General features: G+C 69.8%; 22 protein-coding genes. 14 read left to right on the forward strand and 8 right to left on the reverse strand.

The genetic code is table 11. The features are described from left to right. Positions 1 to 383: 383 nt before the first annotated feature. The 4 genes from AB0C38_RS38045 to AB0C38_RS38060 form a co-directional block, all read right to left on the reverse strand. The gene (locus AB0C38_RS38045; protein ID WP_360682625.1) at positions 384 to 1166 is read right to left on the reverse strand and encodes an ABC transporter permease; all 783 of its coding nucleotides are present in this window, start codon (positions 1164 to 1166) and stop codon (positions 384 to 386) included. Continuing rightward, a complete protein-coding gene (locus AB0C38_RS38050) occupies positions 1163 to 2077 on the reverse strand; it encodes an ATP-binding cassette domain-containing protein (protein WP_360682626.1) in 915 nt (304 codons plus the stop codon). The genes AB0C38_RS38045 and AB0C38_RS38050 overlap by 4 nt, the downstream gene beginning before the upstream one ends. A gap of 93 nt (positions 2078 to 2170) precedes the next feature. Further along, positions 2171 to 4840 (reverse strand): ATP-dependent helicase C-terminal domain-containing protein, encoded by a 2670-nt coding sequence (locus tag AB0C38_RS38055; RefSeq protein WP_360682627.1) that lies wholly within the window; start codon positions 4838 to 4840, stop codon positions 2171 to 2173. Continuing rightward, a complete protein-coding gene (locus AB0C38_RS38060; protein WP_360682628.1) occupies positions 4837 to 5667 on the reverse strand; it encodes a glutamate ABC transporter substrate-binding protein in 831 nt (276 codons plus the stop codon). Before AB0C38_RS38060 ends, AB0C38_RS38055 begins: the two co-directional genes overlap by 4 nt. A gap of 67 nt (positions 5668 to 5734) precedes the next feature. Between AB0C38_RS38060 and AB0C38_RS38065 the strand changes: the two genes are divergently transcribed. From AB0C38_RS38065 to AB0C38_RS38090, 6 genes are all read left to right on the forward strand, one after another. Then, positions 5735 to 6262, forward strand: a complete 528-nt coding sequence (locus AB0C38_RS38065) for a MauE/DoxX family redox-associated membrane protein (protein ID WP_360682629.1) — start codon at positions 5735 to 5737, stop codon at positions 6260 to 6262. Positions 6263 to 6334: 72 nt separating this feature from the next. Further along, positions 6335 to 7078, forward strand: a complete 744-nt coding sequence (locus AB0C38_RS38070; protein ID WP_360682630.1) for a thioredoxin domain-containing protein — start codon at positions 6335 to 6337, stop codon at positions 7076 to 7078. Between the two features lie 111 nt (positions 7079 to 7189). Beyond that, a complete protein-coding gene (locus tag AB0C38_RS38075; protein WP_360682631.1) occupies positions 7190 to 7540 on the forward strand; it encodes a hypothetical protein in 351 nt (116 codons plus the stop codon). Continuing rightward, entirely contained in the window at positions 7537 to 8667 is a 1131-nt protein-coding gene (locus tag AB0C38_RS38080) for an NlpC/P60 family protein (protein WP_360682632.1), read from the forward strand. Before AB0C38_RS38075 ends, AB0C38_RS38080 begins: the two co-directional genes overlap by 4 nt. A 9-nt stretch (positions 8668 to 8676) precedes the next feature. Beyond that, complete coding sequence (locus tag AB0C38_RS38085; RefSeq protein WP_360682633.1) at positions 8677 to 9057, forward strand: YbaB/EbfC family DNA-binding protein; 381 nt, start codon at positions 8677 to 8679, stop codon at positions 9055 to 9057. Between the two features lie 5 nt (positions 9058 to 9062). Next, on the forward strand, positions 9063 to 9560 hold the full coding sequence (locus AB0C38_RS38090) for a YbaB/EbfC family nucleoid-associated protein (protein WP_360682634.1): 498 nt from the start codon (positions 9063 to 9065) through the stop codon (positions 9558 to 9560). A 20-nt stretch (positions 9561 to 9580) separates the two neighbouring features. Here AB0C38_RS38090 and AB0C38_RS38095 read toward each other — a convergent pair whose 3' ends face one another. Then, complete coding sequence (locus tag AB0C38_RS38095) at positions 9581 to 9799, reverse strand: hypothetical protein (RefSeq protein ID WP_360682635.1); 219 nt, start codon at positions 9797 to 9799, stop codon at positions 9581 to 9583. Positions 9800 to 9813: 14 nt separating this feature from the next. Continuing rightward, complete coding sequence (locus AB0C38_RS38100; RefSeq protein WP_360682636.1) at positions 9814 to 10305, reverse strand: DinB family protein; 492 nt, start codon at positions 10303 to 10305, stop codon at positions 9814 to 9816. 154 nt (positions 10306 to 10459) lie between these two features. Here AB0C38_RS38100 and AB0C38_RS38105 point away from each other — a divergent pair, with 154 nt between their 5' ends. The 8 genes from AB0C38_RS38105 (at position 10460) to AB0C38_RS38140 (ending at position 19618) form a co-directional block, all read left to right on the forward strand. Continuing rightward, positions 10460 to 12286: a glycoside hydrolase family 3 N-terminal domain-containing protein gene (locus tag AB0C38_RS38105; RefSeq protein ID WP_360682637.1), complete on the forward strand. Its 1827-nt coding sequence runs from the start codon at positions 10460 to 10462 to the stop codon at positions 12284 to 12286. Positions 12287 to 12314: 28 nt separating this feature from the next. Beyond that, positions 12315 to 13595 (forward strand): ThuA domain-containing protein, encoded by a 1281-nt coding sequence (locus tag AB0C38_RS38110; RefSeq protein WP_360682638.1) that lies wholly within the window; start codon positions 12315 to 12317, stop codon positions 13593 to 13595. Positions 13596 to 13736: 141 nt separating this feature from the next. Then, positions 13737 to 15044, forward strand: a complete 1308-nt coding sequence (locus AB0C38_RS38115) for a family 1 glycosylhydrolase (RefSeq protein WP_360682639.1) — start codon at positions 13737 to 13739, stop codon at positions 15042 to 15044. Positions 15045 to 15114: 70 nt separating this feature from the next. Then, positions 15115 to 16299, forward strand: coding sequence for a lipid-transfer protein (locus tag AB0C38_RS38120; RefSeq protein WP_360682640.1), 1185 nt, complete (start codon positions 15115 to 15117; stop codon positions 16297 to 16299). Positions 16300 to 16306: 7 nt separating this feature from the next. Next, positions 16307 to 16738: an SRPBCC family protein gene (locus tag AB0C38_RS38125; RefSeq protein WP_360682641.1), complete on the forward strand. Its 432-nt coding sequence runs from the start codon at positions 16307 to 16309 to the stop codon at positions 16736 to 16738. Further along, the gene (locus AB0C38_RS38130) at positions 16735 to 17574 is read left to right on the forward strand and encodes a MaoC/PaaZ C-terminal domain-containing protein (protein WP_360682642.1); all 840 of its coding nucleotides are present in this window, start codon (positions 16735 to 16737) and stop codon (positions 17572 to 17574) included. Before AB0C38_RS38125 ends, AB0C38_RS38130 begins: the two co-directional genes overlap by 4 nt. Then, on the forward strand, positions 17574 to 18443 hold the full coding sequence (locus AB0C38_RS38135; RefSeq protein ID WP_360682643.1) for an SDR family oxidoreductase: 870 nt from the start codon (positions 17574 to 17576) through the stop codon (positions 18441 to 18443). Before AB0C38_RS38130 ends, AB0C38_RS38135 begins: the two co-directional genes overlap by 1 nt. Next, on the forward strand, positions 18440 to 19618 hold the full coding sequence (locus AB0C38_RS38140; protein WP_360682644.1) for an acyl-CoA dehydrogenase family protein: 1179 nt from the start codon (positions 18440 to 18442) through the stop codon (positions 19616 to 19618). The genes AB0C38_RS38135 and AB0C38_RS38140 overlap by 4 nt, the downstream gene beginning before the upstream one ends. A gap of 42 nt (positions 19619 to 19660) precedes the next feature. Here AB0C38_RS38140 and AB0C38_RS38145 read toward each other — a convergent pair whose 3' ends face one another. Beyond that, positions 19661 to 22144, reverse strand: coding sequence for a DNA topoisomerase (ATP-hydrolyzing) (locus AB0C38_RS38145; RefSeq protein WP_360682645.1), 2484 nt, complete (start codon positions 22142 to 22144; stop codon positions 19661 to 19663). A 29-nt stretch (positions 22145 to 22173) separates the two neighbouring features. Then, entirely contained in the window at positions 22174 to 24225 is a 2052-nt protein-coding gene (locus AB0C38_RS38150) for a DNA topoisomerase IV subunit B (RefSeq protein WP_360682646.1), read from the reverse strand. Between the last annotated feature and the right edge of the window lie 14 nt (positions 24226 to 24239).

The raw sequence follows: 24239 nt of genomic DNA on the forward strand, positions 1-24239 counted from the left end.
ACGTTGTGGCTGGGCCGTTGTGGCTGGGCCGTTGTGGCTGGGCCGTTGTGGCTGGGCCGTTGTGGCTGGGCCATTGCGGCTGGACCATTGTCGCCGTCGGGCCGTGGTGGCCGCCCGAACCGCGCCCATCCCCGCGCCGCTTCGGCGGGACTGCTCCGGTGGCGTGGCACCGCCTCAGCGGGGACTGCCCCGGTGCCTCGGCACCGCCTCGGTAGTGACCGCTCCGGTGGTGCGGCGCTGCTTCGGCGGGGACTGCCCTGGTGGCGTGGCGCCGGTTCGGCAAGCGCTGCCCTCGTGGTGTGGCACCGCCTCAGCGGGGACCGGCCCTGCGGCGCAGCACTTCTGCCGATCGGCGGCCGCCGCGATCCTGGGAAAGCGCCGCCTCACGCGTCCCGGCGGCGCAGCACCGCGGCGCCCGTCACCAGCGCCGCCGCGGCCCAGGCCGCGCAGATCAGCAGCCCCACCCACGGCGCGTACGGTGCCGCCGCCTGGGTGATCGGGTTCAGCTGCCCGGCCTCGACCATCGCGTTCACCCCCGCGATGCCCGGGAAGTACGACACCAGCTCCGGCAGCCCCAGCGACGCCACGATCAGCGGCAGCGGCACCAGCAGCACGATCACCGTCACCAGCGTGCCGGCCGCGCTGCGCAGCGCCCAGCCGATGCCCGTGCACAGCAGCCCCAGCAGTGCGAAGTATCCGCCCATGCCGAACGTCGTCGTGAAGCCGCCTTCGAGGGTCGTCGGCAGGCCGTGGCCGGCCATCACCGCGCCGGACAGTGCCATGCCCGCGCAGGAAAGGACCACGCCGTAAGCGAAGAGCACCGGCAGGAGGATCGCTGCCTTCGAGAGCACGACCCGCTCGCGGACCGGCGTCCACAGCAGCGTCGACCGGATGCCGCCGCCGGCGTACTCGCTCGTGACGAACAGCGTCGCGAGCGCGATCACCGCGAACTGCGTCAGGTAGAAGCCGCCGCCGAGGGCGATGGTGTTCGCCGCCTGCGGGTCGTCGTCGAAGCGCTGGGCGATCCCGGACAGGGTGCCGTAGAACAGCATCAGCGCCGTTCCCGCGATCAGGCACCACCACGTCGCCCGGACCGACCAGAACTTCGTCCACTCCGCGGCCACCGCGCCGGACAGGCCGCCGCCACGCACCTCTGTCGTCGTCATGCCGACACCCCGTACTCCACCGAAGAAGCGGTCAGTTCCATGTACGCCTGCTCGAGCGACGCCGTCCGCTCGGCGAGCCGGTGCACCCGGATTCCCAGCTCGTGCACCAGGTCGCCGACGCGGGTGACGTCGAGGCCGTCGACCACCAGCTCGTCCGGGTCGCCGGGGTGCGTCGATGCGCCCTCGGCGCGCAGCCGCGCGTCGAGCTTCGAGCGTTCGCCTTCGGCCGGGACGCGCACCGAGACCGTCGTGCGGGAGTTGCCCGCGATGAACTCCGCGACCGGCGCGTCGGCCAGCAGCTTGCCCTTGCCGATCACGATCAGGTGGTCGGCGGTCAGCTGCATCTCGCTCATCAGGTGGCTGGAGACGAACACCGTCCGCCCCTCGGCGGCCAGCGAGCGCATCAGCTGCCGGACCCAGCGGACGCCGTCCGGGTCGAGGCCGTTGACCGGCTCGTCGAACATCAGGGTGCCCGGGTCGCCGAGCAGCGCGCCGGCGATGCCGAGCCGCTGGCCCATGCCGAGTGAGAACTGCCCGGCCCGTTTGCCGGCGACGTCCGAAAGCCCGACGGTGGCGAGGACCTCTTCGACGCGGCTCGTCGCGATCCCGTTGCTGCGCGCCATGGCGGTGAGGTGCTTCCCGGCGCTGCGGCCGGGGTGCAGCGCCTTCGCGTCGAGCAGCGCGCCGACCTCGCGCAGCGGGTGCCGCAGCTCGGCGTAGCGGCGGCCGCCGACCAGGACCTCGCCTTCCTGCGGGTGGTCGAGCCCGACGGTCATCCGCATGGTCGTCGACTTCCCGGCGCCGTTGGGGCCGAGGAAGCCGGTCACCTGGCCCGATGCGATGTCGCAGGTGAGCCCGTCGACGACGGTCTTCTCCCCGTAGCGCTTCGTCAGTCCTCGAAGCGTGATCATGAATCCTCCCGGTGGTTCGCCTGTACCGGGAGTCTCGGGTTTCGGTGGTGCTGGGGGCATCGGCCGACGGTCGCGACCGGCCCCCGACTTTCGTCAGGTGCGGCGGCGGGTGTGCCGGGTCGGGACGGCGGTGGCCGGGTCCTCGGGCCAGGGGTGCTTCGGGTAGCGGCCGCGCAGGTCGGCGCGCACCGCCGGGTAGCCGGTGGTCCAGAACGACCCGAGGTCGGCGGTGATCGCCGCCGGGCGGCCGGCGGGGGAGAGCAGGTGCAGGACCACCGGGACGCCGGACAGCGTGGGGGTGTCGGTCCAGCCGAAGGTCTCCTGCAGCTTGACGGCGAGCACCGGCTGGTCGCCGTGGTAGTCGACGCGGATGTGCGACCCCGACGGGACTTCGAGCCGGTCCGGGGCGAGTTCGTCCAGTTTGGACGCTTCCGGCCACGGCAGGAGGGCCTTGAGGGCGGTGCCCGCGTTGATGGCCGCGAGGTCCGCCTTCCGCCGGGCTCCGGACAGGTCGAGCCACCTGTCCACATCGGACAGGAGGGCGGCGTCGTCCACCGCGGGCCACGGCTCGCCGCGGACGCGGTGCAGGAACGCTATCCGCTCCCGCAGGCGGGTCGCGTCCTGGTTCCACTTCAGGAGGCCGAGGCCGTTCTCGCGAAGGCCGGTGACGAGGGCGTCGTGGACGTCCGGGTTCCGGAGGGGCTTCTCGGACAGGGTGATGGCGCCGAGCTTGCGGACGCGCCGGGCCACGACGTCGCCGTCCCAGGTGACTTCGTCCACTTCGGACACGGGGCCGACGTGCGTGGCGAGGGTCTCGTCGGCGGCCGCGGCGAGGCGGATGGTGCCGTGGACGCGGCCGGGGTCGCGGGTCGCTTCGGCGATGGCCAGCCACTCGGAGTCGAGGCCGCTGCCCGGTGGGAGCTCGGCGGCCGTGCCCCCGGCCATGAGGTAGACGGGCGCGCCCCCGGGACGTCGCCGCGCGAGCCGCTCGGGATGCGCGAGCGCGACGACCAGCGCGGGATCAGGGCGCCTTTCTCGGGTGGCAGTACGAACTTCGCCAGCTGCACTAGCTCCACCGGCTGCACGAGCTTCACCAGCTGCACGAGCTCCACTGGCTGCACGAGCTTCGCCGGCTGCACGAGCTCCACTGGCTGCACGAGCTCCACTGGCTGCACGAGCTCCACTGGCTGCACGAGCTTCGCCGGCTGCACGAACTTCACCAGCCGTACGAACTTCACCGGCTGCACGAGTTGCGGCAGCTGCACTAACTTCAGTCGCTGAACTCAATTCAGTCGCTGAACTGGATTTAGTCACTGAAGACTTTGCGGCCAGTCCCTCGAGCCGTCGAGCGTCGCGCTTCCAGCGCCGCGCGGACTCGTCGTTCGAACTGCGTAGGCGTCGAAGCTCCGCGTGCACGTCGGTCAGCGTCGCGCCCGCGTCCAGCAGCGCCACCACCTCGGCCGCGTTTCGCGCGCCCACCGCCTCCGCGCCGTCCAGCAACGCCCGCGCCAGCCGCGGGTGCAGACCCAGCTCCGCCATCCGGCGACCGCGCGGGGTCACCGAGCCGGCAGCGTCCGTCGCGCCCAAGGTCGCCAGCAACGCCCGCCCCGCCGCCAGCGCACCCTCGCCCGGCGGGTCCCACCACGCCAGCCCGCTGCCGTCGGGAGTCGACCAGCACGCCAGCTCCAGCGCCAGCCGCGCCAGCTCGGCCGTCCTGATCTCCGGCTCCGGGTACGCCGGGAGCAAAGACTGTTCGTTCTCGGCCCAGCAGCGATACGCCCGCCCGGGCCCCTCGCGCCCCGCGCGCCCGGACCGCTGCGTGGCCACCGCCGCCGAGACCCGCACCGTGGCCAGGCCGGGCAGGCCTCGCCGGTGGTCGACCCGCGGCACGCGCGCCAGCCCCGAATCCACCACCGCGCGCACACCCGGGACGGTCAGGCTCGACTCCGCCACCGCCGTCGCCAGCACGACGCGCCGACGTGAGCGCGGCCGCAGCGCGTCGTCCTGGTGCGCCGCCGAGAGCCGCCCGTGCAGCGGCAGGACGTCCACAGTGTCCAATTCGGACATCGACAGCAGTCCCGACGTCCTCGCGATCTCGCCCGCGCCGGGGAGAAAGGCGAGCACGTCACCGTCCCCCGAGGACAGTGCGGTCCGCACCGCCCGGGCGACACAGGCCTCGACCCGCTCACCCCGCGCGGGCGGGACATAAGAAAAGGCCACGGGATAAGTGACCGCCGTGGCCGTGATGACCGGGGCGTCGCCCAGGAGCGTGGCGAGCCGGCCCGCGGCCACCGTCGCCGACGTCGCCAGCAGCCGCAGGTCGTCGCGCAGCCCCGCGCGGACGTCGAGCAGCAACGCCAGCAGCAGGTCCGCGTCCAGGTGCCGCTCGTGGCACTCGTCGAGCAGCACCGTCGACACCCCGGGCAGCTCCGGGTCGCCCTGCACGCGCCGCACCAGCAGCCCCGACGTCACGACCTCGATCCGGGTCCGCGCCGACACCTTCCGGTCGCCGCGGACCGCGTAGCCCACGGTCTCGCCGACCGGTTCACCCAGTATTGCGGCCATCCGCGCCGCCGCGGCACGGGCGGCCAGCCGCCGCGGCTCGGCGACGACGACGCGGCCGCCGGACGAGGCCAGCGCCAGCGGCACCAGCGTCGTCTTCCCCGTCCCGGGCGGCGCGACGAGGACCGCGGTGCCGTGGGCGTCCAGGGCGGAAAGAACGTCCGGCAGGACCGCGCGAACAGGTAGGTCGGGCAGTTTCACTTCTCGGTGACCTCAGGTGGGGCGGGCAGCTGGTAACCGGACGGCCCGATGTTCGCGTTGAGCGAGCGCAGCCATTCGCCGGAGGAGATCATCTTGCGGATCGCGTCGTCGACCGCGTTCACGCCCTGGGTGTCGCCCTTGCGCAGGCCGACGCCGTAGCTCTCCTTCGAGAACGGCTTGCCGACGACCTTCAGCAGCTCGGGGTCGCGGGTGACGTAGCCCGCGAGGATCACCCCGTCGGTGGTCATCGCGTCGATCTGACCGGCGAGCAGCGCGGTCACGCAGTCCGGGTAGCGCGGGTACTCGACGAGCTGCACCGCCTGCGCGAACTTGTCCTTGACCTGCTGCGCCGGCGTCGAACCGGTGACCGAGCACAGCCGCCGCCCGTTGAGCGTCTCCGGCCCGGTGATGTCGGGCGACGTGCGCCGCACCAGCAGGTCCTGCCCGGTGGTGAAGTACGGCCCGGCGAACGACACCTGCTGCTTGCGCTTGTCGGTGATCGAGTAGGTCGCGACGACCAGGTCGAGCGCGCCGGAGGTGAGGTCCGTTTCGCGCGTCGCGGGCGTCGTCTCGCGCCACGTGATGTCCTTCGCGGTGACCCCCAGTTCGGACGCGACGAAAGTCGCGACATCGACGTCGAATCCGACGAACCGGCCGTCCACGGTGCGCTCGGAAAGCCCCGGGGCGTCGAACCGGATGCCGATGGTCAGGTGATCCGTCGCACTGGCGCGGGTGACCAGCGAGTCGGTCGGCGAGACCTTCGACGGGCCGCACGCCGCCACCGTGACCAGCAGCAACACCGAACCGAGGAGCGTCCGCCACCGCATCGCGCCCCTCCCTCCGCCGTCGCCGTGCCCTCACGTAGTTCTCAGGTCCTCCCGTTAGCCTAAGTGCGTGGTGCGACCGTCCCAACCCGTACTGGACGCCGTCGGCACGCTCGCCCGGGTCGGGCTGGCGGCCGTCTGGCTCGTTTCCGGTGCGGTCAAGCTGGCGGATCCGGGTCAGACGCTGATCGCCGTGAAGGCGTACGACGTGCTGCCGGACGCACTCGCCAACGTGGTGGCCATCGCGCTGCCGCTCGTCGAGCTCGTGCTCGGGTTGTTCCTGCTCGCGGGCCTGGCGACCCGGTGGGTCGCGGGCGCCGCGCTGGTGCTGCTCGTCGTGCTCATCGCCGGCATCGCCCAGTCGTGGGCGCGCGGGCTGAGCATCGACTGCGGGTGCTTCGGCGGCGGCGGCCAGGTGGCGGCGGGGCAGACCGAATACCCGCAGGAAATCCTCCGCGACTCCGGGTTCGCGCTGCTGGCCGTCTGGCTGCTGGCGCGGCCGCGCACGCTGCTGTCGCTCGACGGCTGGCTCGCGCGAGGTCGCGGGAACTCTGACGAACCCGAGCCCGACTACTCGGGTATCGCGGAAGGGAACTGATACACAGTGGGTGGAGCTGAGCGGACCGCTCGGAAGCGTCGTCAGGCCGCACAGGCCGGGGGAGCGAAGGCGGTGGCCCAGGCCAGGGGCGCATCGACCGACAAGCGGAAGTGGATCATCGGGATCGCCGCCGTGGTCGTCGTGGCCGCGCTCGTGATCGGCGGCGTGATCTGGACGATCTCGGACAAGAACAAGACCGAGGGCCAGGTCATCAACCCCGGCACGACCACGAGCTCGCTGGCCGGGGACGTCACGCAGAAGCGCGACGGCGTCGTCGTCACCGTCGGCAAGGCGGGCGCGAAGGCCTCGATCGACGTCTACGCCGACTTCCTCTGCCCGATCTGCGGCCAGTTCGAGAAGACCTACAAGACCGGCGTCGAGCAGGCGATCAACGACGGCAAGCTGCAGGTGCGCTACCACATGGTGCCGCTGCTCAACGACCGTTCCGACCCGCCCGGCTATTCGCTCGACTCGGCGAACGCGGCGCTGGCCGCGGCCGACGCCGGCAAGTTCCTCCAGTTCCACGACGCGCTGTTCGCGAACCAGCCCGAGGAGGGCAAGCGCGGCTACGACAAGGCGCAGCTGATCAAGCTCGGCAACGACGTCGGCATCACCGACCCGGCGTTCGCGCAGACGATCAACGCCGGCACGTACGACCAGCAGGTCAACGCCGCTTTCCAGCAGATCGAGAACGACCCGAAGCTGGCGCAGGACTTCGGCAACGGGCAGAGCGGCTTCGGCACGCCGACGGTCGCCGCGAACGGCGCGATCGTCAACTGGCAGGACCCGGACTGGCTCGCGAAGGTCACCGGCTGAGTCCGGGCAATTCGCCCACTCGGGTACGGACCGTGGACTAGGCTGAATCCCGCACCAGGGGAACCGGGGGAGGCGCGCGCACGTCGCACCCCGGTGACAGGGGAGGGGCCAGTGGACGGTTCGCATCAGGGGTTTCACGTCGACGACGGCGCGTACGCGAGGTACGCCCGTGAGGTCGATCCGCTCGGTGACGACGTCAAGGGAGCGGCCGACAACCATGTCGGCCCGCACGTGACGCTCGGCGGCCACGGCTTCTCCGAAATGGGTGGCGAGTCCGGCTTCTCCGGCGCCTACAGCGGCCGGATGCGGGCGCTGCAGGAGCGGATGCACCGCGTCGGCGGCGGCTGGCGGCAGGTCGGCGAAGCCGCCCGGCAGACCGACCGCAACTACACGGCCGTCGAGGCCGACCACGGCGACGTCGTCCGGCGGCTCGGCGGCGACCTCGGGCAGGACCGCCCGTGACCGAGCACACCGACCAGCTCGTCCGGCACAGCCTGGAACCGACGAACCAGTTCGCGCAGAAGCTGCGCCACGACCCGGCCGCCATCGGCGGCGCGCGCGACGCGCACGTCGCGTTGCAGACGTCGGTGGGGCAGACCCGCGACGCCGCGGCCGACCAGCGCGTCAACCTGACTTCGGCCAGCTCCGGCTCGACGACCGACCGCGCCACCGCGACGTCGCAGAGCCTCGAGAAGGAGGTCCAGGACCTCCTCGACGAGAGCGCCGAGATCGAGAAAGCGGTCGCCGAGGCGGCCGAGACGCTGAACCTGGGCGAGATCAAGAACGACCAGGTCCGCGACCAGATCATCAAAGAGATCTCGGCGGCGATGAAGGCGCTGGCGGCGGTGAAGACGATCCAGCCGCCGGAGAGCCGCGCCGCCGCGTCGCGCGACATCCTGATGAAGCTGCAGACGAAGATCAGCCAGCTGACCGGCCAGGCCGCGACCTTCAGCGAGCAGACGATCAACCAGCTCACCGACATCGGCACCAAGCTGGGTGGCGGCGCCGAGCAGACGACGTCGTCGAGCAGCGCGTCCTCGACGAAGGTGGCCTCGTCCTTCAACAGCAGCAGCGGCTACTCCGGTGGTGGGGACTCCGGAGGCGGCGGCGGTGGGGGAGGCGGTGGTGGCGGTGGCGGCGGCGCCGTGAACAAGCCGCGGCTGCCGGTCGCGATCCCGCCGCAGCCCGGCTCCGGCGTCGCGATCAACCTGCCCGGCGGCAAGCAGGTCATGGCGCCCAACGAGACCGCGGCCAAGGCCGTGCGCAACGCGCTTTCGCAGCTCGGCGTGCCGTACGTGTGGGGCGGGACGGCGCGCGGCCAGGGGCTGGACTGCAGCGGCCTGACCATGACGTCGTACCAGGACGCGGGGCTGCAGCTGCCGCGGACGGCGAAGCAGCAGACGGTCGGGGCCGAGGTGCCCTCGATCGACCAGCTGCTGCCCGGCGACCTGGTCGTCTGGTCCGGGCACGTGGCGATGGTGATCGGCGACGGCCAGATGGTCGAGGCCGGCGATCCGGTGCAGATCAGCAAGATCCGCACCACGAACGCGGGACAGACGTTCATCGGCTTCTACCGGCCGACGGGGTAACTTCGCATCGTGGCTGACTTCGACGTGGACTTGGCGGCGGCACGCGTCGCCGAACAGGCGGACCGGGCGGGTGCCGAAGCGGAAGCGCGCTTCGAACGCTCGGGTCCGGTGGTGGGCAAGGCGTCCTCCCCGGACAGCACCATCGAGGTCCAGGTGGCGCCCGGCGGGCTGCTGACGGGGCTCACCATCCACCGGTCGGCGCTGCGGCACGGGTCGTCGGTCATCGCCGACCAGATCGTCGAGCTGGCCCAGCGCGCGACCCGCCGCGCGGGCGACAAGATGTACCACGCGCTGGCGCCGGTGGTGGACGCGTCGCAGCTGGAAGTCCTGGGCTATGAACCGATCCCGGACGACGACCCGGACGCCGACACCTACTCGTACGGAAGGTGAGCGCGATGCCCACGACGCGTGAGCTGATTTCCCAGGCGCGGGCGCGCGAAGAGGCGATGGCCCGGGTGGACGAGCTCCTGGCGTCGGCGTCCGGCACGGCCCACGACATCGACGGCCAGGTGGAAGCGACGGTCGACGGCCGCGGCAAGCTGCTGCGGCTGTGGCTGGCCCCGTCGGCGGTGAACCTCGGCGAAAGCCTGGGGCCGCTGGTGGTGGAGATCGCCCAGGCGGCCATGCGCGAGGCGACCCAGGACGGCTACAACAAGGTCGCGCTGCTGCTCGGCGAAGACATGACGGCCATGATCGAGCAGATGACGGGGATGCCGGCACCGGCCCGCGCCGAGGACGACGACCCGGGGATGACGGTCGAGGAGTTCCAGCGGCAGCGGGCCGAGCGGCTCGCGTCCGCGCCGCCGGAGTCACCCGAACCGGTGACGAGTGCCGAGGACGAGGACGCGTATTGGGAGTCCTTCGACCCGGCTTCGTTGCGCTCGGACCGCTGAGCCGCCCCCGTTTATCCACGCTACCGGCGGCCACCGACAGTTTCGCGGGGCCAAGCCAGCTCGCTCACGAGCGCGACGACCTCGTCGAGGTGGGCCGCGGCCGCGGCCGCGGTGAAGCCGGTGCCCGGAACCAGGTTGACCCGGGCCGGTCCGGTGCCGGCGGAGGTCAGCTCCACGCGGCCGGCGGGGGTCGTCAACGTCCGGCGGTTGATCGGGAAGTCCTTGTGGGACACCGGCATCGCGTCCGTGTGGCTCAGTTCAGCTGGGCGGTCGAGTTCGCGCCGTCCAGGGTCTCGCGGATGATGTCCGCGTGGCCCGCGTGCTGGGCCGTCTCGTGGATCAGGTGCAGGACGATCCGGCGGGCCGACCAGAACTGCGGCTCGGGCGGCGACCACGGGGTCATCGGCAGCTGGACTTCGACATCCAGCGAAGGCAGCGAAGTCACGTACGCATCGGTCTCCGCAGCAGCGGCCTCGTAGGCCGAGAGCCAGTGGGACAGCGTTTCGCTCATCGAGTACTGCCCTGTGTCCAGCATGCCGTCGGGCAGCGAGCCGTCCGCGGACTTCAGCACCTGGAGCCACATGCGCTCGCCCGTCGCCAGGTGGCGGATCAGGCCTCCCAAGGTCAGCTCGCTGACCGTCGTCCGCTTTGCCGCGTCGGCGTCCGAAATGTCCCGGACCGGGATCAGCAAGCGCTTCCGCACTTCCGCCAGCAGGCCCAGGAGGTCTTCGTGTTCGCGAGTCATGGAAGGACCGTAGGACCGAATTAGGCCAGGAGGTGGCCGCAATCCACAATCCCGCTGAGCGGAAACCGAGTTCGGTCAGAGGTCTGGACCAACGCAGAAAGCCTGTGTCTTAATTCAAGGCGTGAATTTCGGTCTCTCGACGAGGAGGACCCGGATGGGTCTCGGACGCAGACTGGGCATCGGCGCACTGGCGGTGGGGATGCTGCTGGCGTCGGAAACCCCCGCCCTCGCCGGAAACGGCCCGGCGTACAAGGATTCCTGGCGCCCGGTGAAGGTCCGGGTCGCCGACCTGATGTCCCGGATGACCCTCGACGACAAGCTCGGCCAGATGATGCAGGCCGAACGGCTCGGGGTCAAAAGCCCAGCCGACGTCACCACCGGCCGGCTCGGCTCGCTGCTCTCCGGCGGCAGCTCGCAGCCGACCCCCAACACGCCCGTCAGCTGGGCCGACATGTACGACGGCTTCCAGAAGGCCGCCCTCGCCACGCCGCTGGGCATCCCGCTCGTCTACGGCGTCGACGCCGTCCACGGCCACAACGGCCTCTACGGCGCCACCGTCTACCCGCACAACATCGGGCTCGGCGCGACGCGCGACCCGCAGCTGGTGCAGAAGATCGGGCGCGCCACCGCGGAAGAGGTCTCCGGCACCGGCATCGACTGGGACTTCGCGCCCTGCCTGTGCGTCGCCCGCAACGACCGCTGGGGCCGCACCTACGAGTCGTTCGGCGAGGTCCCGCAGCTGGCCACTGAGATGTCGACGGTCATCACCGGCCTGCAGGGCCACTCGCTGGACCAGCCGGGTTCGGTCATGGCCACCGCCAAGCACTACGTCGGCGACGGCGGCACCACCGGCGGTGTCAACGAGGGCAACACCGAGATCAGCGAGCAGGAGCTGCGCCAGATCCACCTGCCGCCGTTCAAGGCTGCCGTCCAGCGCGGGGTCGGCTCGGTGATGATCTCCTACAGCAGCTGGAACAGCGTGAAGCTGCACGCGAACTCGTACCTGATCAACGACGTCCTGAAGAAGGAGCTCGGCTTCAAGGGCATCGTCGTCTCGGACTACAACGGCGTCGACAAGATCGACGGCAAGACCGGCTTCACCCCCGAAGAGGTCGAGGCTTCGATCAACGCGGGCATCGACATGGTGATGGTGCCCTACGAGTGGCAGAAGTTCATCGACACGCTGCGCACGCTGGTGCAGGACGGCCGCGTGCCGATTTCGCGGATCGACGACGCCAACAAGCGCATCCTGACGAAGAAGTTCGAGCTCGGCCTGTTCGAGCACCCGCTGACCGACCGCCGGTTCCTGAACACGATCGGGAGCAAGCAGCACCGTGACCTGGCCCGTCAGGCCGTCCGCGAGTCCCAGGTGCTGCTCAAGAACGAGAACCACGTGCTGCCGCTGTCGAAGCGCGACAAGATCTTCGTCGCGGGCAAGAGCGCCGATGACATCGGCAACCAGTCCGGCGGCTGGACGGTCGGCTGGCAGGGCACCAGCGGCCCGGTCATCCCGGGAACCACGATCCTGCAAGGCATCAAGAGCACGTCCTCGAAGGTGACCTACGCCAACGACGGCACCGGGATCGACAAGAGCTACGACGTCGCTGTCGCCGTCGTGGGGGAAACGCCGTACGCCGAGACCAAGGGCGACCGTCCACAAGGGATGGGACTGGACGCGACCGACCTCGCCACGCTGCAGAAGCTGAAGGACTCCGGCGTGCCGACGGTGGTCGTGCTGGTGTCCGGGCGCCCGCTCGACATCGCGGCGCAGCTGCCGGACTGGGCCGGGCTGGTCGAGTCGTGGCTGCCGGGCAGCGAAGGCCAGGGTGTCGCCGACGTCCTCTTCGGCGACTACAACCCGACCGGCAAGCTGCCGGTGACCTGGATGCGCAGCGCCGACCAGCAGCCGATCAACGTCGGCGACGGCAAGCCCGCGCTGTTCCCGTTCGGCTACGGCCTGCACTACTCGCGCCACTGGTGATCCCCGTCCCCCACCGGAAGGAACCCGCATGTCGTCCAGATTCCGCCGCCCCCTGATCCGGATATTGGCCTTCTTCGCCGCCTGTCTGGGGCTCACCCTGGGCGCTCCGGCCGTGCAGGCCGCGACGCCGTTCAAGGTCTTGGCCTTCTACAGCGGCACCTACGACGCCGCGCACATCAGCTTCGAGAAGGAGGCCAACGTCTGGTTCCCACAGCAGGCGGGGGCCAACGGCTTCACCTACACCGCGACGACCAACTGGAACCAGCTCACCAGCATCACGCCGAGCCAGTACCAGGTCGTGATGTTCCTCGACGACCAGCCGCAGTCGCAGGCGCAGTTCCAGGGCTTCCAGCGGTACATGCAGGCCGGCGGCGCGTTCTACGGCTTCCACGTGACGGCGTACAACGACAGCTCGACGCCGTCGTACGCCAACTGGTTCCACAACGACTTCCTCGGCACCGGGCGCTTCACCACGAACACGTGGGGCCCGACGCCGGAGACGCTGAAGATCGAGAACCGGACGCACCCCTCGACAGTGAACCTGCCGGCGACGATCAAGTCGTCGACGTCCGAGTGGTACGCCTGGCAGAACGACCTGCGCCAGAACTCGAACATCACCATCCTGGCGTCGATGGACCAGTCCACCTTCCCGATCGGCACCGACCCGAGCCAGACCTGGAACAGCGGGTACTACCCGATCTCGTGGACGAACAAGAGCTACAAGATGATCTACTCGAACTTCGGCCACAACGCGATGAACTACGACACGAACACCGCGCTGTCGTCGACGTTCGAGAGCGCCGACCAGAACCGCTTCCTGCTCGACGGCCTGAAGTGGCTCGGGGGCGGCGGCACGACCACCCCGCCGCCGGACGGCACGATCGACCCGTCGGCCTGGTACGCCGTGGCGAACAAGGCGAGCGGCAAGTGCATCGACGCGCGGGCCGCGGCCAGCGCGAACGGCACCGTGATCCAGCAGTACGCGTGCAACGGCACCACGGCGCAGCAGTTCCAGTTCGCCGCGACCAGCGGCGGCTTCGACCGGATCAACAACCGGACGAACCCCGCGCAGGTCATCGACGTCACGAACGTGGCGACGACGGACAACGCCGGCCTGCAGCTGTGGTCCTACAGCGGCGGGAACAACCAGCAGTGGCAGCCGGTGTCGGAGGGCAGTGGGTACTACCACTTCGTCGCCCGCCACAGCGGCAAGTGCCTGACCGTGCCGGGAGCGTCCACCGCGGACAGCGTCCAGCTGGTCCAGTCGACCTGTGACGGCAGCGCCGCTCAGTCGTTCAAGGTCGCCTAGGGGGAAGGTCGTGAGGGGCACCTTCAGGGCTTATGACGCCCTGAAGGTGCCCTTCACGGCTTTCCGCCCAACGGCGGATGCGCCGGGCGGTACCGGTCGGTAACGTGAAGACCCTTCACGTTGGCTGAGGAGGATGCCGTGGTGCGCGGGAAACGAGCGATCCTCCTGGTCGTGGCCTTGCTGGCGGGCCTGGTGGCGGGTGTGTCCCCGGCGGTCGCGACGACGCCGTTCTTCTGGGGCGTGGCCACCTCCGGCTACCAGGCGGAAGGCTCGGCGCCCGACAGCAACTGGCGCCGCTACGAGCAGGCGAAGACGTCGTCGATCAAGGAGCCCTACCTCGAGTCCGTCGACTTCCGGCACAACTACGTCGCGGACATCGACCGCGCGAAGCAGCTCGGCGTGAACGTGTTCCGCTTCAGCGTCGAGTGGGCCCGCGTCGAGCCGCGGCCCGGCCAGGTCGACCAGGCCGAGCTGGCGTACTACGACGACGTCGTGCGGCACGTCCTCGACGCCGGGATGCGGCCGATGATCACCCTCGACCACTGGGTCTACCCGGGCTGGGTCGCCGACCAGGGCGGCTGGGACAGCGACCGCACGGTCGACGCCTGGCTCGTCAACGCTCGCCGCGTCGTCGACCGCTACAAGGGCCTCGGCGCGATCTGGATCACGATCAACGAGCCGACCGTCTACCTGCAGAACGAGACCGCCAACGGCGGGCTCGCCGGGTGGAAGCTGCCGTGGGCGCAGGCGCGGCTGGTGAAGGTGCACCGCGCGGCGTACGACCTCATCCACCAGCTGGATCCGGGTGCGCTCGTCTCCAGCAACACGGCCTACATCCCCGCTGTCCAAGGGGTGCTCGACGCGTCGTTCCTCGACCAGGTGCGCGACAAGCTCGACTTCGCCGGCCTCGACTACTACTACGGCGCGAGCCTCGACAACCTCAGCGCGATCCACGCGGCGGGCGGCGAGTTCTGGAAGGTGACGCCGCAGCCGGACGGCATCTACTACGCGCTGCGGTACTACGCGCGGAAGTTCCCGGGCCTGCCGCTCTACGTCGTCGAAAACGGGATGCCGACCGACAACGGCAACGCGCGGCCCGACGGCTACACGCGTTCCGACCACCTGCGCGACCACATCTACTGGGTGCAGCGCGCCAAGGCCGACGGCATGAACGTCATCGGCTACAACTACTGGAGCCTCACGGACAACTACGAGTGGGGCAGCTACCAGCCGCGGTTCGGGCTGTACACAGTGGACGCCCGCTCGGACGCCACGCTGACGCGCCGGCCGACCGACGCCGTCGCGGCGTACCGGCAGCTGATCGCGGGCCACGGCGTGCCGGCCGGCTACACGCCGGTGCGGCCGCCGGGGTTCTGCTCGGTCGTCGACGGCCTCGGCAGCTGCCTCGACCCGGCTCGCTACCCGGGCCCGCTGGCGCCGCTGGGCTGATTTTGTGCCGCTGACCTGCGGGCCTGCGGTCCGGTCTTGATAAATACATGCCGGTCTGTATGTTTGTTGCATGGCGAACAAGGTGTACGTCGTCGGCGTCGGGATGACGAAGTTCGAAAAGCCCGGGCGGCGCGAGAACTGGGACTATCCACAGATGGCTCGCGAGTCGGGCACCAATGCCCTCGAGGACGCCGGGCTCGGCTACGACGCCGTCGAGCAGGCGTACGTCGGGTACGTCTACGGCGAGTCGACGTCCGGTCAGCGCGCCGTCTACGAGCTGGGGATGACCGGGATCCCGGTGGTCAACGTCAACAACAACTGCTCCACCGGCTCGACCGCGCTGTACCTGGCCGCGGAGGCGATCCGCGGCGGGCGCGCGGACTGCGTCCTGGCGCTGGGCTTCGAGAAGATGAAGCCCGGCTCGCTGGGTTCGACCTTCGACGACCGCGAACAGCCCATGGGCAACCACATGCAGGCGCTCGCCGAGATCTCGGAGGTGCTGTTCCCGCCCGCGCCGTGGATGTTCGGCGCCGCCGGCCGCGAGCACATGAAGAAGTACGGCACCACGGCCGAGCACTTCGCGAAGATCGGCGAGAAGAACCACCGGCACTCGGTGAACAACCCGTACGCCCAGTTCCAGGACGTCTACTCGCTCGACGACATCCTGGCGTCGCGGATGATCTACGACCCGCTGACCAAGCTGCAGTGCTCACCGACGTCGGACGGCTCCGGCGCCGCGATCCTGGCGAGCGAGGCATTCGTGGAGACGAACGGGCTCGCCGAGCGGGCTGTCGAGATCGTCGGGCAGGCGCTGACCACGGACTTCCGCAGCACCTTCGACGGCAGCGCGAAGAACATCGTCGGCTACGACATGACCCGGCAGGCCGCTGTGAAGGTGTACGAGCAGGCCGGGCTGGGGCCGGCAGACTTCCAGGTCGTCGAGCTGCACGACTGCTTCTCCGCCAACGAACTGCTGACGTACGAAGCGCTCGAGCTTTGCGAAGAGGGCGAAGGCGGTTCACTCGTCGACTCCGGCGACACCACGTATGGCGGGCGCTGGGTCGTGAACCCGTCCGGCGGGCTCATCTCGAAGGGCCACCCGCTCGGCGCGACCGGGCTCGCCCAGTGCGCCGAACTGACCTGGCAGCTGCGCGGTGACGCCGAAAAGCGGCAAGTCGACAACGTGCAGGCCGCGTTGCAGCACAACATCGGACTCGGTGGCGCCGCCGTCGTCACCGCCTACCAGCGAGCCTAGGAGAAACATGGGCCAGATCAGCGCGTCCGTCGAACTGCCCGCCGCGCCGGACAAGGTGTGGGCGGAGTTCTCCAACCCCAACAACTTCGAGAAGTGGCTGACCATCCACACCAAGTGGAAAGGTGACGTCCCGGCGGAGTTCTCGCAGGGTTCGCAGGTGTCCGAAGTGGTCACGATGCTCGGCATGGCGAACACGATCACCTGGACCGTCGACGAGTACGACGCTCCCCGCAAGCTGGTCATCTCCGGAACCGGGATGGCCGGGGTGAAGATCAGGTTCGCGCTGTCGGTGGCGGCGACCGGCGAGGGGTCGGCCGCCACCATCGACGCCGAGTTCGCCGGCCAGATGATCGTCGGCGCGCTCGGGAAGGCCGTCGAGAAGGACGGCAAGAAGAACCTCGACGAGTCCCTCGAGAAGTTCAAGGCCCTGGTCGCATGAAGTTCGACCCCGCCGGCCTGGACAAGTGGACCGAGCCGGTGCCGTTCGACGTCACGCGCGAGCGGCTCGCGGAGTACGCGGCGGCGACCAACGACCCGATCCCGGCACACCGCGCGGGCGACGTCGCGAGCCCGGTGTTCGCGATCGTGCCGGTGTTCCAGTCGCTGCTGGAACCGGCTCTGGAGGTCGTGCCGACGTCGTTGTTCGGCAAGGTGCTGCACGGTGAGCAGGACTTCCGGTTCCACCGCCCGATCCGGCCCGGCGACGCGCTGGTGTCGCGGGCGAAGATGACCGGCTACGAAGGCCTGCCGAAGGGCACGCGCGCGACCGTCTACCTGGAATGCCGTGCGGCTTCCGGGGAGCTGGTGAACGAGCAGTACGTGACGTTCTTCGTGCGCGGCTTCGACACCGGCTCGAAGGAGGGTTCACTCGGGCCTTCGCACCGGTTCGACGACTCCTTGCGCTCCTCGGCTCCGGTCGCGAAGGTCAGCCAGCACGTCGACGACGACCAGACGTTCCGCTACGGCCCGGCCGCCGGCGACCCGATGCCGATCCACCTCGACGAGGAGGTCGCCCGGGCCGCGGGACTGCCGGGGATCATCGCGCACGGCCTCTGCACGATGGCGTTCACGTCGTGGGCGCTGCTGACCGAGGTCGGCGGGTCCTCGGTGGACCGACTGCGGCGGCTGGCCGTGCGGTTCGCGGCGCCGGTGCTGCCGGGCCAGGACCTGTCGACATCGATCCGGGCGGCGGGCCCGGGTCGCTACGCCTTCGAAACGTCCGTGGGGGACCAGGTCGTCATCAAGGACGGCCTCGCCGAGATCGGAGACAGCTGATGGGTGCACTCGACGGGCGCGTCGCGCTCATCACCGGCGCGGGCCGCGGGATCGGGCGTGAGCACGCGCTTTTGTTCGCTCGCGAGGGCGCGCGTGTGGTCGTCAACGACCTGGGCGGGGACAACGACGGGAGCGGCTCTTCCGCCGGGCCTGCTTCCGATGTCGTCGCGGAGATCCGCGCGCTCGGCGGGGAGGCGGTGGCCAACACGTCGAGCGTGACGTCGTGGCAAGGCGCGTCGGAGCTGGTCGAGCAGGCGGTGGCGGAGTTCGGGCGGCTGGACGTCGTGGTGAACAACGCGGGCATCCTGCGCGACGCGTTCGTCGCGAGCGTCACCGAGGAACAGTGGGACGCGGTGATCGCGGTGCACCTCAAGGGGCACGCGGCGGTCCTGCACCACGCGGCGGCGTACTGGAAGTCGTGTTCGAAGGCGGGTACTCCGGTGGCCGCGTCGGTGATCAACACAGCGTCGGCGTCCGGGGTGACCCTGCCGAACGCCGGGCAGCTCAACTACGGCGCGGCGAAGGCGGGCATCGCGGCGATGACGCTGGTGGCGGCGGCCGAGCTGGAGCGCTACGGCGTGCGCGTCAACGCGATCGCGCCGATCGCGCGCACCCGGCTCACGTTGGCGACGCCGGGGATGGGCGCGATCTTCGCGGCGCCGGTGGCGGAGGGCGAGTTCGACGCGTTCTCGCCGGCGAACATCTCGCCGCTGGTGGCCTACCTGGCGACGGAGAAGTGCGCGGTGACCGGCAAGGTGTTCGCGGTCCAGGGCGGCGCGATCTCGGAGCTGGCCGGCTGGCACGACGTCAAGGTGATCGAAACCGAAGGCGCGTGGGCGATCGACGACATCGCGGCGAGGCTGCCGTGATCGAGTGGTCCGAGACGGATCTGCTGGTCCGCGACTCGATCCGGGAGTTCGTCGACAAGGAGATCCGGCCGCAGCTGGACGCGCTGGAGAGCGGGGCGCTGCCGCCGTACGACATCATCCGGAAGCTGTTCAAGGCGTTCGGCCTGGATGTGCTGGCGGCTGAGTCGGTTTCCAAGCTGTTGTCTCGCTCTTCGAGCCCTTCTTCGTCGTCGTTGGGTGGCCAGGAGACTTTGGCGCTGATCGCGATCAGCGAGCTGGCCGGGGTGAGCCTGGGCATCGTGGCTTCTCTCGGTGTTTCCCTGGGGTTGACGGCAGCGACGATCCTCTCGAAGGGTTCTCAGGAGCAGAAGGAGCGTTGGCTGCCGGGGCTGGCGACGTTCGAGAAGATCGGCGCGTGGGCGATCACGGAGCCGGACTCGGGGTCGGACGCGTTCGGCGGCATGCAGACCACGGTCCGTCGTGACGGCGACGAGTACGTGCTGAACGGGCGGAAGACGTTCATCACGAACGGCCCGCACGCGGACGTCGTGGTGGTGTACGCGAAACTGGACGACGGTTCGCCGGTGCGGGACCGGCCGGTGCTGGCGTTCGTGCTGGACCGCGGCATGCCGGGGTTCGTGCAGGGCAAGCCGTTCAAGAAGATGGGGATGATGTCGTCCCCGACGGGCGAACTGTTCTTCGACGACGTCCGGTTGGGTGCGGATCGGCTGCTGTCTTCGTCGGGCTCTTCGGACGCACGGGAAAGTTTCGCGGCGGAGCGTGTCGGCGTGGCGGCGTTGTCGCTGGGGATCATCAACGAGTGCCAGCGGCTGTGCATCGCGTACGCGAAGTCGCGGAAGCTGTGGGGCCAGGAGATCGGCCGCTTCCAGCTGATCCAGCTCAAGCTGGCGAAGATGGAGGTGGCGCGGCTCAACGTCCAGAACATGGTGTTCCAGACGGTGGCCAAGCTGCGGGCGGGTAAACGTCCTTCGCTGGCGGAGGCGTCGGCGATGAAGCTGTACTCGTCCGAAGCTGCGACGGAGGTCGCGATGGAGGCGGTCCAGCTGTTCGGCGGGAACGGCTACATGGCGGAGTACCGGGTGGAGCAGCTGGCGCGGGACGCGAAGTCGCTGATGATCTACGCCGGGAGCAACGAGATCCAGGTGACCCACATCGCGAAGGCCCTGCTGGCCTGAGGCGGTCCGGGGTGACTCGGTGCCGAGTCACCCCGGAAGCCGTCAGTCTCGTTCGATGAGGTGACCGACCACGTCCGGGCCCGGGTGCGCGTGACCCGAGCCGTCGCGGCGGACGTCGATCTCCGGGAGCTCCACCGGGTCGCCGTTGCGGGCCGCGCCTGCCGGGCGCGGGCCGATCCAGCCCACTCGGAGAGCCGTCTCGCCCTTGAGGAACCGCTGGGCCCGGACCCCGCCCGTCGCACGGCCCTTGGCCGGGTATTCGCTGAACGGGGTCACCTTCACGCTCACGCCCGTCGCCGTGATCACCATCGGCTCGCCGTGCTCGTCGTCGTCCGTGCGGACCGCTCCGAAGAAGACCGCCGCGCCCGCGCCCACGTTGATGCCCGCCATGCCGCCGCCCTTCAACCCCTGGGGGCGGACCAGCGAGGCCGCGTACTTCAGCAGTGCTGCCTCGGACGTCAGGAACGCCAGCGTTTCCGTGCCGTCGCGAAGCCACGTCGCGCCGACGACCTCGTCGCCGTCCTTCAACGAGATCACTTCGAACTCGTCCGAACGCACCGGCCACTCCGGCGAACAGATCTTCACCACGCCGCCCCGGGTGCCGAGCGCCAGGCCCGGGGAACCGGCCGCCTGCTCACCCAGCGGCGCGATCCCGACGACCGTCTCGCCCTTCTCCAGCGGCACCAGCTCGCGGGCCGCCATGCCGCCGCGCAGGGAGACCGTGCCCGCCTGCTCCGGCAGCACCGGCAACGGCAGGACGTCCGTCTTGAACGCGCGGCCGCGGCTCGTCACCAGCAGCACCTGCCCGCGTGCGGTCGTGTGGACCACCGCCGACACCGCGTCGTGCTTCACGCGGCCGTTGCGGCGGCGGGTCTCCGTCGACTCCTCGGACTCGGCCGCGGTGCGCGCCACCAGCCCGGTCGCCGACAGGATCACCTGGCACGGGTCGTCCGTGACCTCCAGGGGACCGGACGGCTTCGACGCGGCCAGGACCTCCTTGAGGTCGCCGTCGATCAGCGACGTGCGGCGCTCGGTCGGGAAGTCCTTCGCGATCTTCGCCAGCTCCGCCGAGACGAGCTTCTTCAGCACCGACTCGTCGTCGAGGATCTTGGACAGCTCGGCGATCTCCTCGCGCAGCCGATCCTGCTCCGACTCCAGCTCGAGCCGGTCGTACTTGGTCAGCCGGCGCAGCGGGGTGTCGAGGATGTACGTCGCCTGGATCTCCGACAGCTTGAAGCGCGTCATCAAGCCGTCCTTCGCGGCCTGCGCGTTCTCGCTCTCGCGGATGAGCTTGATCACCTTGTCGATGTTCAGCAGAGCGACCAGCAGGCCGTCGACCAGGTGCAGCCGCTCTTCGCGCTTGCGGCGCCGGTACTTCGTGCGCCGCGTGACGACCTCGTAGCGGTGCCGGAGGAAGACTTCCAGCAGCTCCTTCAGCCCGAGGGTCTGCGGCTGGCCGTCGACGAGCACCAGGTTGTTGATGCCGAAGGACTGCTCCAGCGGCGTCAGCCGGTATAGGTCCGCGAGCAGCGCCTGCGGGTTGACGCCGACCTTGCACTCGATGACCAGCCGCGTGCCGTTCTCGCGGTCAGTGAGGTCCTTGACGTCGGCGATGCCGGTGAGCCGCTTGGACTTGTTGACCTCGTCGGTGATCTTCTCGATCACCTTCTCCGGGCCGACGCCGTAGGGCAGCTCGGTGACGGTGATCGCCTGCCGCCCACGGCTGCCTTCGAGGGGCCCGGTCTCGCAGTTCGCGCGCATCCGGACCACGCCGCGGCCGGTCTCGTACGCGCGGCGCACCTCGTCGAGGCCGAGCAGGCTGCCGCCGGTCGGCAGGTCGGGGCCGGGGACGAACTCCATCAGCTTGTCGAGCGTCGCGGTCGGGTGCGTGATCAGCCACCGCGCCGCCGCGACGACCTCACCGAGGTTGTGCGGGATCATGTTGGTCGCCATCCCGACCGCGATCCCGGACGTGCCGTTGACCAGCAGGTTCGGGAACGCCGCGGGCAGCACTGTCGGCTCTTCGAGCGAACCGTCGTAGTTCGGCCGGAAGTCGACCGTGTCTTCGCCGAGCTCGCCGACCAGCTGCATCGCCTCGGGCGACATGCGCGCTTCGGTGTACCGCGACGCGGCCGGGCCGTCGTCGGGCGAGCCGAAGTTGCCATGGCCGTCGATCAGCGGCACGTTCAGCGAGAAGTCCTGCGCCAGGCGCACCATCGCGTCGTAGATCGCGACGTCACCGTGCGGGTGGTACTTGCCCATGACGTCGCCGACCACGCGCGACGACTTCACGTACGCGTGCGTCGGGCGGTAGCCGTTCTCGTTCATCGAGTACAGGATCCGGCGGTGCACCGGCTTCAACCCGTCCCGCGCGTCCGGGAGGGCGCGCGAGTGGATGACCGAATACGCGTACTCCAAGTACGAGTCTTCGATCTCAGTCTTCAGCGAGTTGTCGAAGACGTTCGCACCGGCGGAGTCGAACGCGCTGGGATCGACCTTGGTGGTGGTGCCCTTGCGGCGTGCCACGGCAGAACTCCTTGGTAGCTACGAAAAAATCAAGCGTCGATGGCGTCGCGGTCGATCCGGTCCGAGGAGGCGACCAGCCAGTTGCGCCGGGGCTCGACCTTCTCGCCCATCAGCAGCTCCAGCGCGTTCTCGGCGGCCTCGGCGTCGTCCATGGTGATCCGGCGGACCGAGCGGCTGGCCGGGTTCATCGTGGTGTCCCACAGCTCGTCGGCGTCCATCTCGCCGAGACCCTTGAACCGCGGCACCGGCGTGACGATGCTCTTGCCCGCCCGCTCCAGCTCGGCGAACTTCGACTCCATCTCCTGCTGCGTGAAGGTGAAGTGCGTCTCCGGGTTGCGGCCCTTCGTGACGAGCTTGTGCAGCGGCGGCATCGCCGCGTACAGCCGGCCGTCCTCGATCACGGGACGCATGTACTTGGCGAACAGCGTGATCAGCAGCGTGCGGATGTGCGAGCCGTCGACGTCCGCGTCCGCCATCAGGATCACGCGGCCGTAGCGCATGGTCGTGAGGTCGAACGTGCGCCCGGTGCCCGCGCCCAGGACCTGCACGATCGACGCGATCTCGGCGTTCTTCAGCGTGTCGCCGAGCGACGCCTTCTGGACGTTCAGGATCTTGCCCCGCAGCGGCAGCAGCGCCTGGTACTCGGACACGCGCGCCATCCGGGCCGAACCCAGCGCGCTGTCACCCTCGACCAGGAACAGCTCGCTGCGGGCGACGCCGGTGGTGCGGCAGTCGACCAGCTTCGGCGGCATCGCCGCGCCTTCCAGCGCGGTCTTGCGCCGGGCGGCGTCCTTCTGCTGCTTCTGGGTGAGCCGGACGCGGGAGGCGTCGACGACCTTCTGCAGCACGACCTTGGCCTCGGACTTCGTCTTGCGGTCCTCGGTCCAGGCCTTGACGTGCTTGTCGACGATGCCCTGGATGACGCGGGTGATACCGGCCGTCGACAGCTCGTCCTTCGTCTGCGACGTGAACTGCGGCTCCGGCAGCCGGACGTGCACGACCGCCGTCATGCCCTCGAGGACGTCCTCGATCGTCGGCATGTCCTCCTTGGGCTTGAGCAGCCCGCGGGTCTTGGAGATCGCGTCCTGCAACGCCTTCGCCATCGCGCGGTCGAAGCCGCGGCGGTGCGTGCCGCCGTGGACGTTGCGGATCGTGTTGGTGAAGCACTCCACCGTGCGCTCGTAGCCGGTGCCCCAGCGCAGCGCCACCTCGATCTCGGCGCGGCGCTCCACATTGGACTGCATGACGCCCGCCGCGTCCGCCGCGTTCTCCTTGTACGTGCCTTCACCGGTGATCAGCAGCGTGCCGCAGACCGGCTTCTCGCCCGACGGCGTGAGGAAGTCGACCATGTCCACCAGCCCGTGCGGGAAGTGGAAGGTCTCCTCGTTGATCGTGTCCTCGATGGCGGTGCGCAGCACGTACGTGACGCCCGGGACGAGGAACGCGGTGTTGCGCATCTTCGCGCGCACGCCCTCGACGTCCAGCGCCGCGCCGGACTCGAAGTAGCGCGCGTCGTACCAGTAGCGGATCGACGTGCCGCCGCGCTCGCCGCGCTTCATCTTGCCGACGAGGTTCAGCCCGGAGCGGCGGGTGAACTTCGCTTTCGGGCCGGGCGCGTCGAAGGTGCCGGGGACGCCGTACTTGAACGACATCTGGTGGACCTTGCCGTCTTGCTTCACCGTGACGTCGAAGCGGTGCGACAGCGCGTTGACCGCCGAAGCGCCGACGCCGTGCAGGCCGCCGGAGGTCTTGTAGCCCGAGCCGCCGAACTTGCCGCCGGCGTGCAGCCGGGTCAGCACCAGTTCGACGCCGGACAAACCGGACTTCGCGTGGGTGCCGGTGGGGATGCCGCGGCCGTCGTCGTCCACCTGGACGCTGCCGTCGGCGTGCAGTGTGACGACGATCTTCGTCGCGTACCCGGCGACACCCTCGTCCGTGGAGTTGTCCACCACCTCGGAGAAGAGGTGGTTGATACCACGGCTGTCGGTGGAGCCGATGTACATCCCGGGGCGTTTGCGGACGGCTTCGAGACCCTCGAGGTGGGTGAGGTCGTCGGCCCCGTACAAGGTCTCGGCAGTCACAGGGTCGTTCTCCC

The organism is Amycolatopsis sp. NPDC048633, assembly GCF_040650695.1.
Lineage (GTDB): Bacteria > Actinomycetota > Actinomycetes > Mycobacteriales > Pseudonocardiaceae > Amycolatopsis.

Coding starts and splice junctions, on each gene's coding strand:
- AB0C38_RS38130 (WP_360682642.1), top strand. CDS start 16,735: ATGAAGTTCGACCCCGCCGGCCTGGACAAGTGGACCGAGCCGGTGCCG.
- AB0C38_RS38100 (WP_360682636.1), bottom strand. CDS start 10,305: ATGACTCGCGAACACGAAGACCTCCTGGGCCTGCTGGCGGAAGTGCGG.
- AB0C38_RS38125 (WP_360682641.1), top strand. CDS start 16,307: ATGGGCCAGATCAGCGCGTCCGTCGAACTGCCCGCCGCGCCGGACAAG.
- AB0C38_RS38090 (WP_360682634.1), top strand. CDS start 9,063: ATGCCCACGACGCGTGAGCTGATTTCCCAGGCGCGGGCGCGCGAAGAG.
- AB0C38_RS38060 (WP_360682628.1), bottom strand. CDS start 5,667: ATGCGGTGGCGGACGCTCCTCGGTTCGGTGTTGCTGCTGGTCACGGTG.
- AB0C38_RS38095 (WP_360682635.1), bottom strand. CDS start 9,799: ATGCCGGTGTCCCACAAGGACTTCCCGATCAACCGCCGGACGTTGACG.
- AB0C38_RS38105 (WP_360682637.1), top strand. CDS start 10,460: ATGGGTCTCGGACGCAGACTGGGCATCGGCGCACTGGCGGTGGGGATG.
- AB0C38_RS38050 (WP_360682626.1), bottom strand. CDS start 2,077: ATGATCACGCTTCGAGGACTGACGAAGCGCTACGGGGAGAAGACCGTC.
- AB0C38_RS38135 (WP_360682643.1), top strand. CDS start 17,574: ATGGGTGCACTCGACGGGCGCGTCGCGCTCATCACCGGCGCGGGCCGC.
- AB0C38_RS38120 (WP_360682640.1), top strand. CDS start 15,115: ATGGCGAACAAGGTGTACGTCGTCGGCGTCGGGATGACGAAGTTCGAA.
- AB0C38_RS38045 (WP_360682625.1), bottom strand. CDS start 1,166: ATGACGACGACAGAGGTGCGTGGCGGCGGCCTGTCCGGCGCGGTGGCC.
- AB0C38_RS38110 (WP_360682638.1), top strand. CDS start 12,315: ATGTCGTCCAGATTCCGCCGCCCCCTGATCCGGATATTGGCCTTCTTC.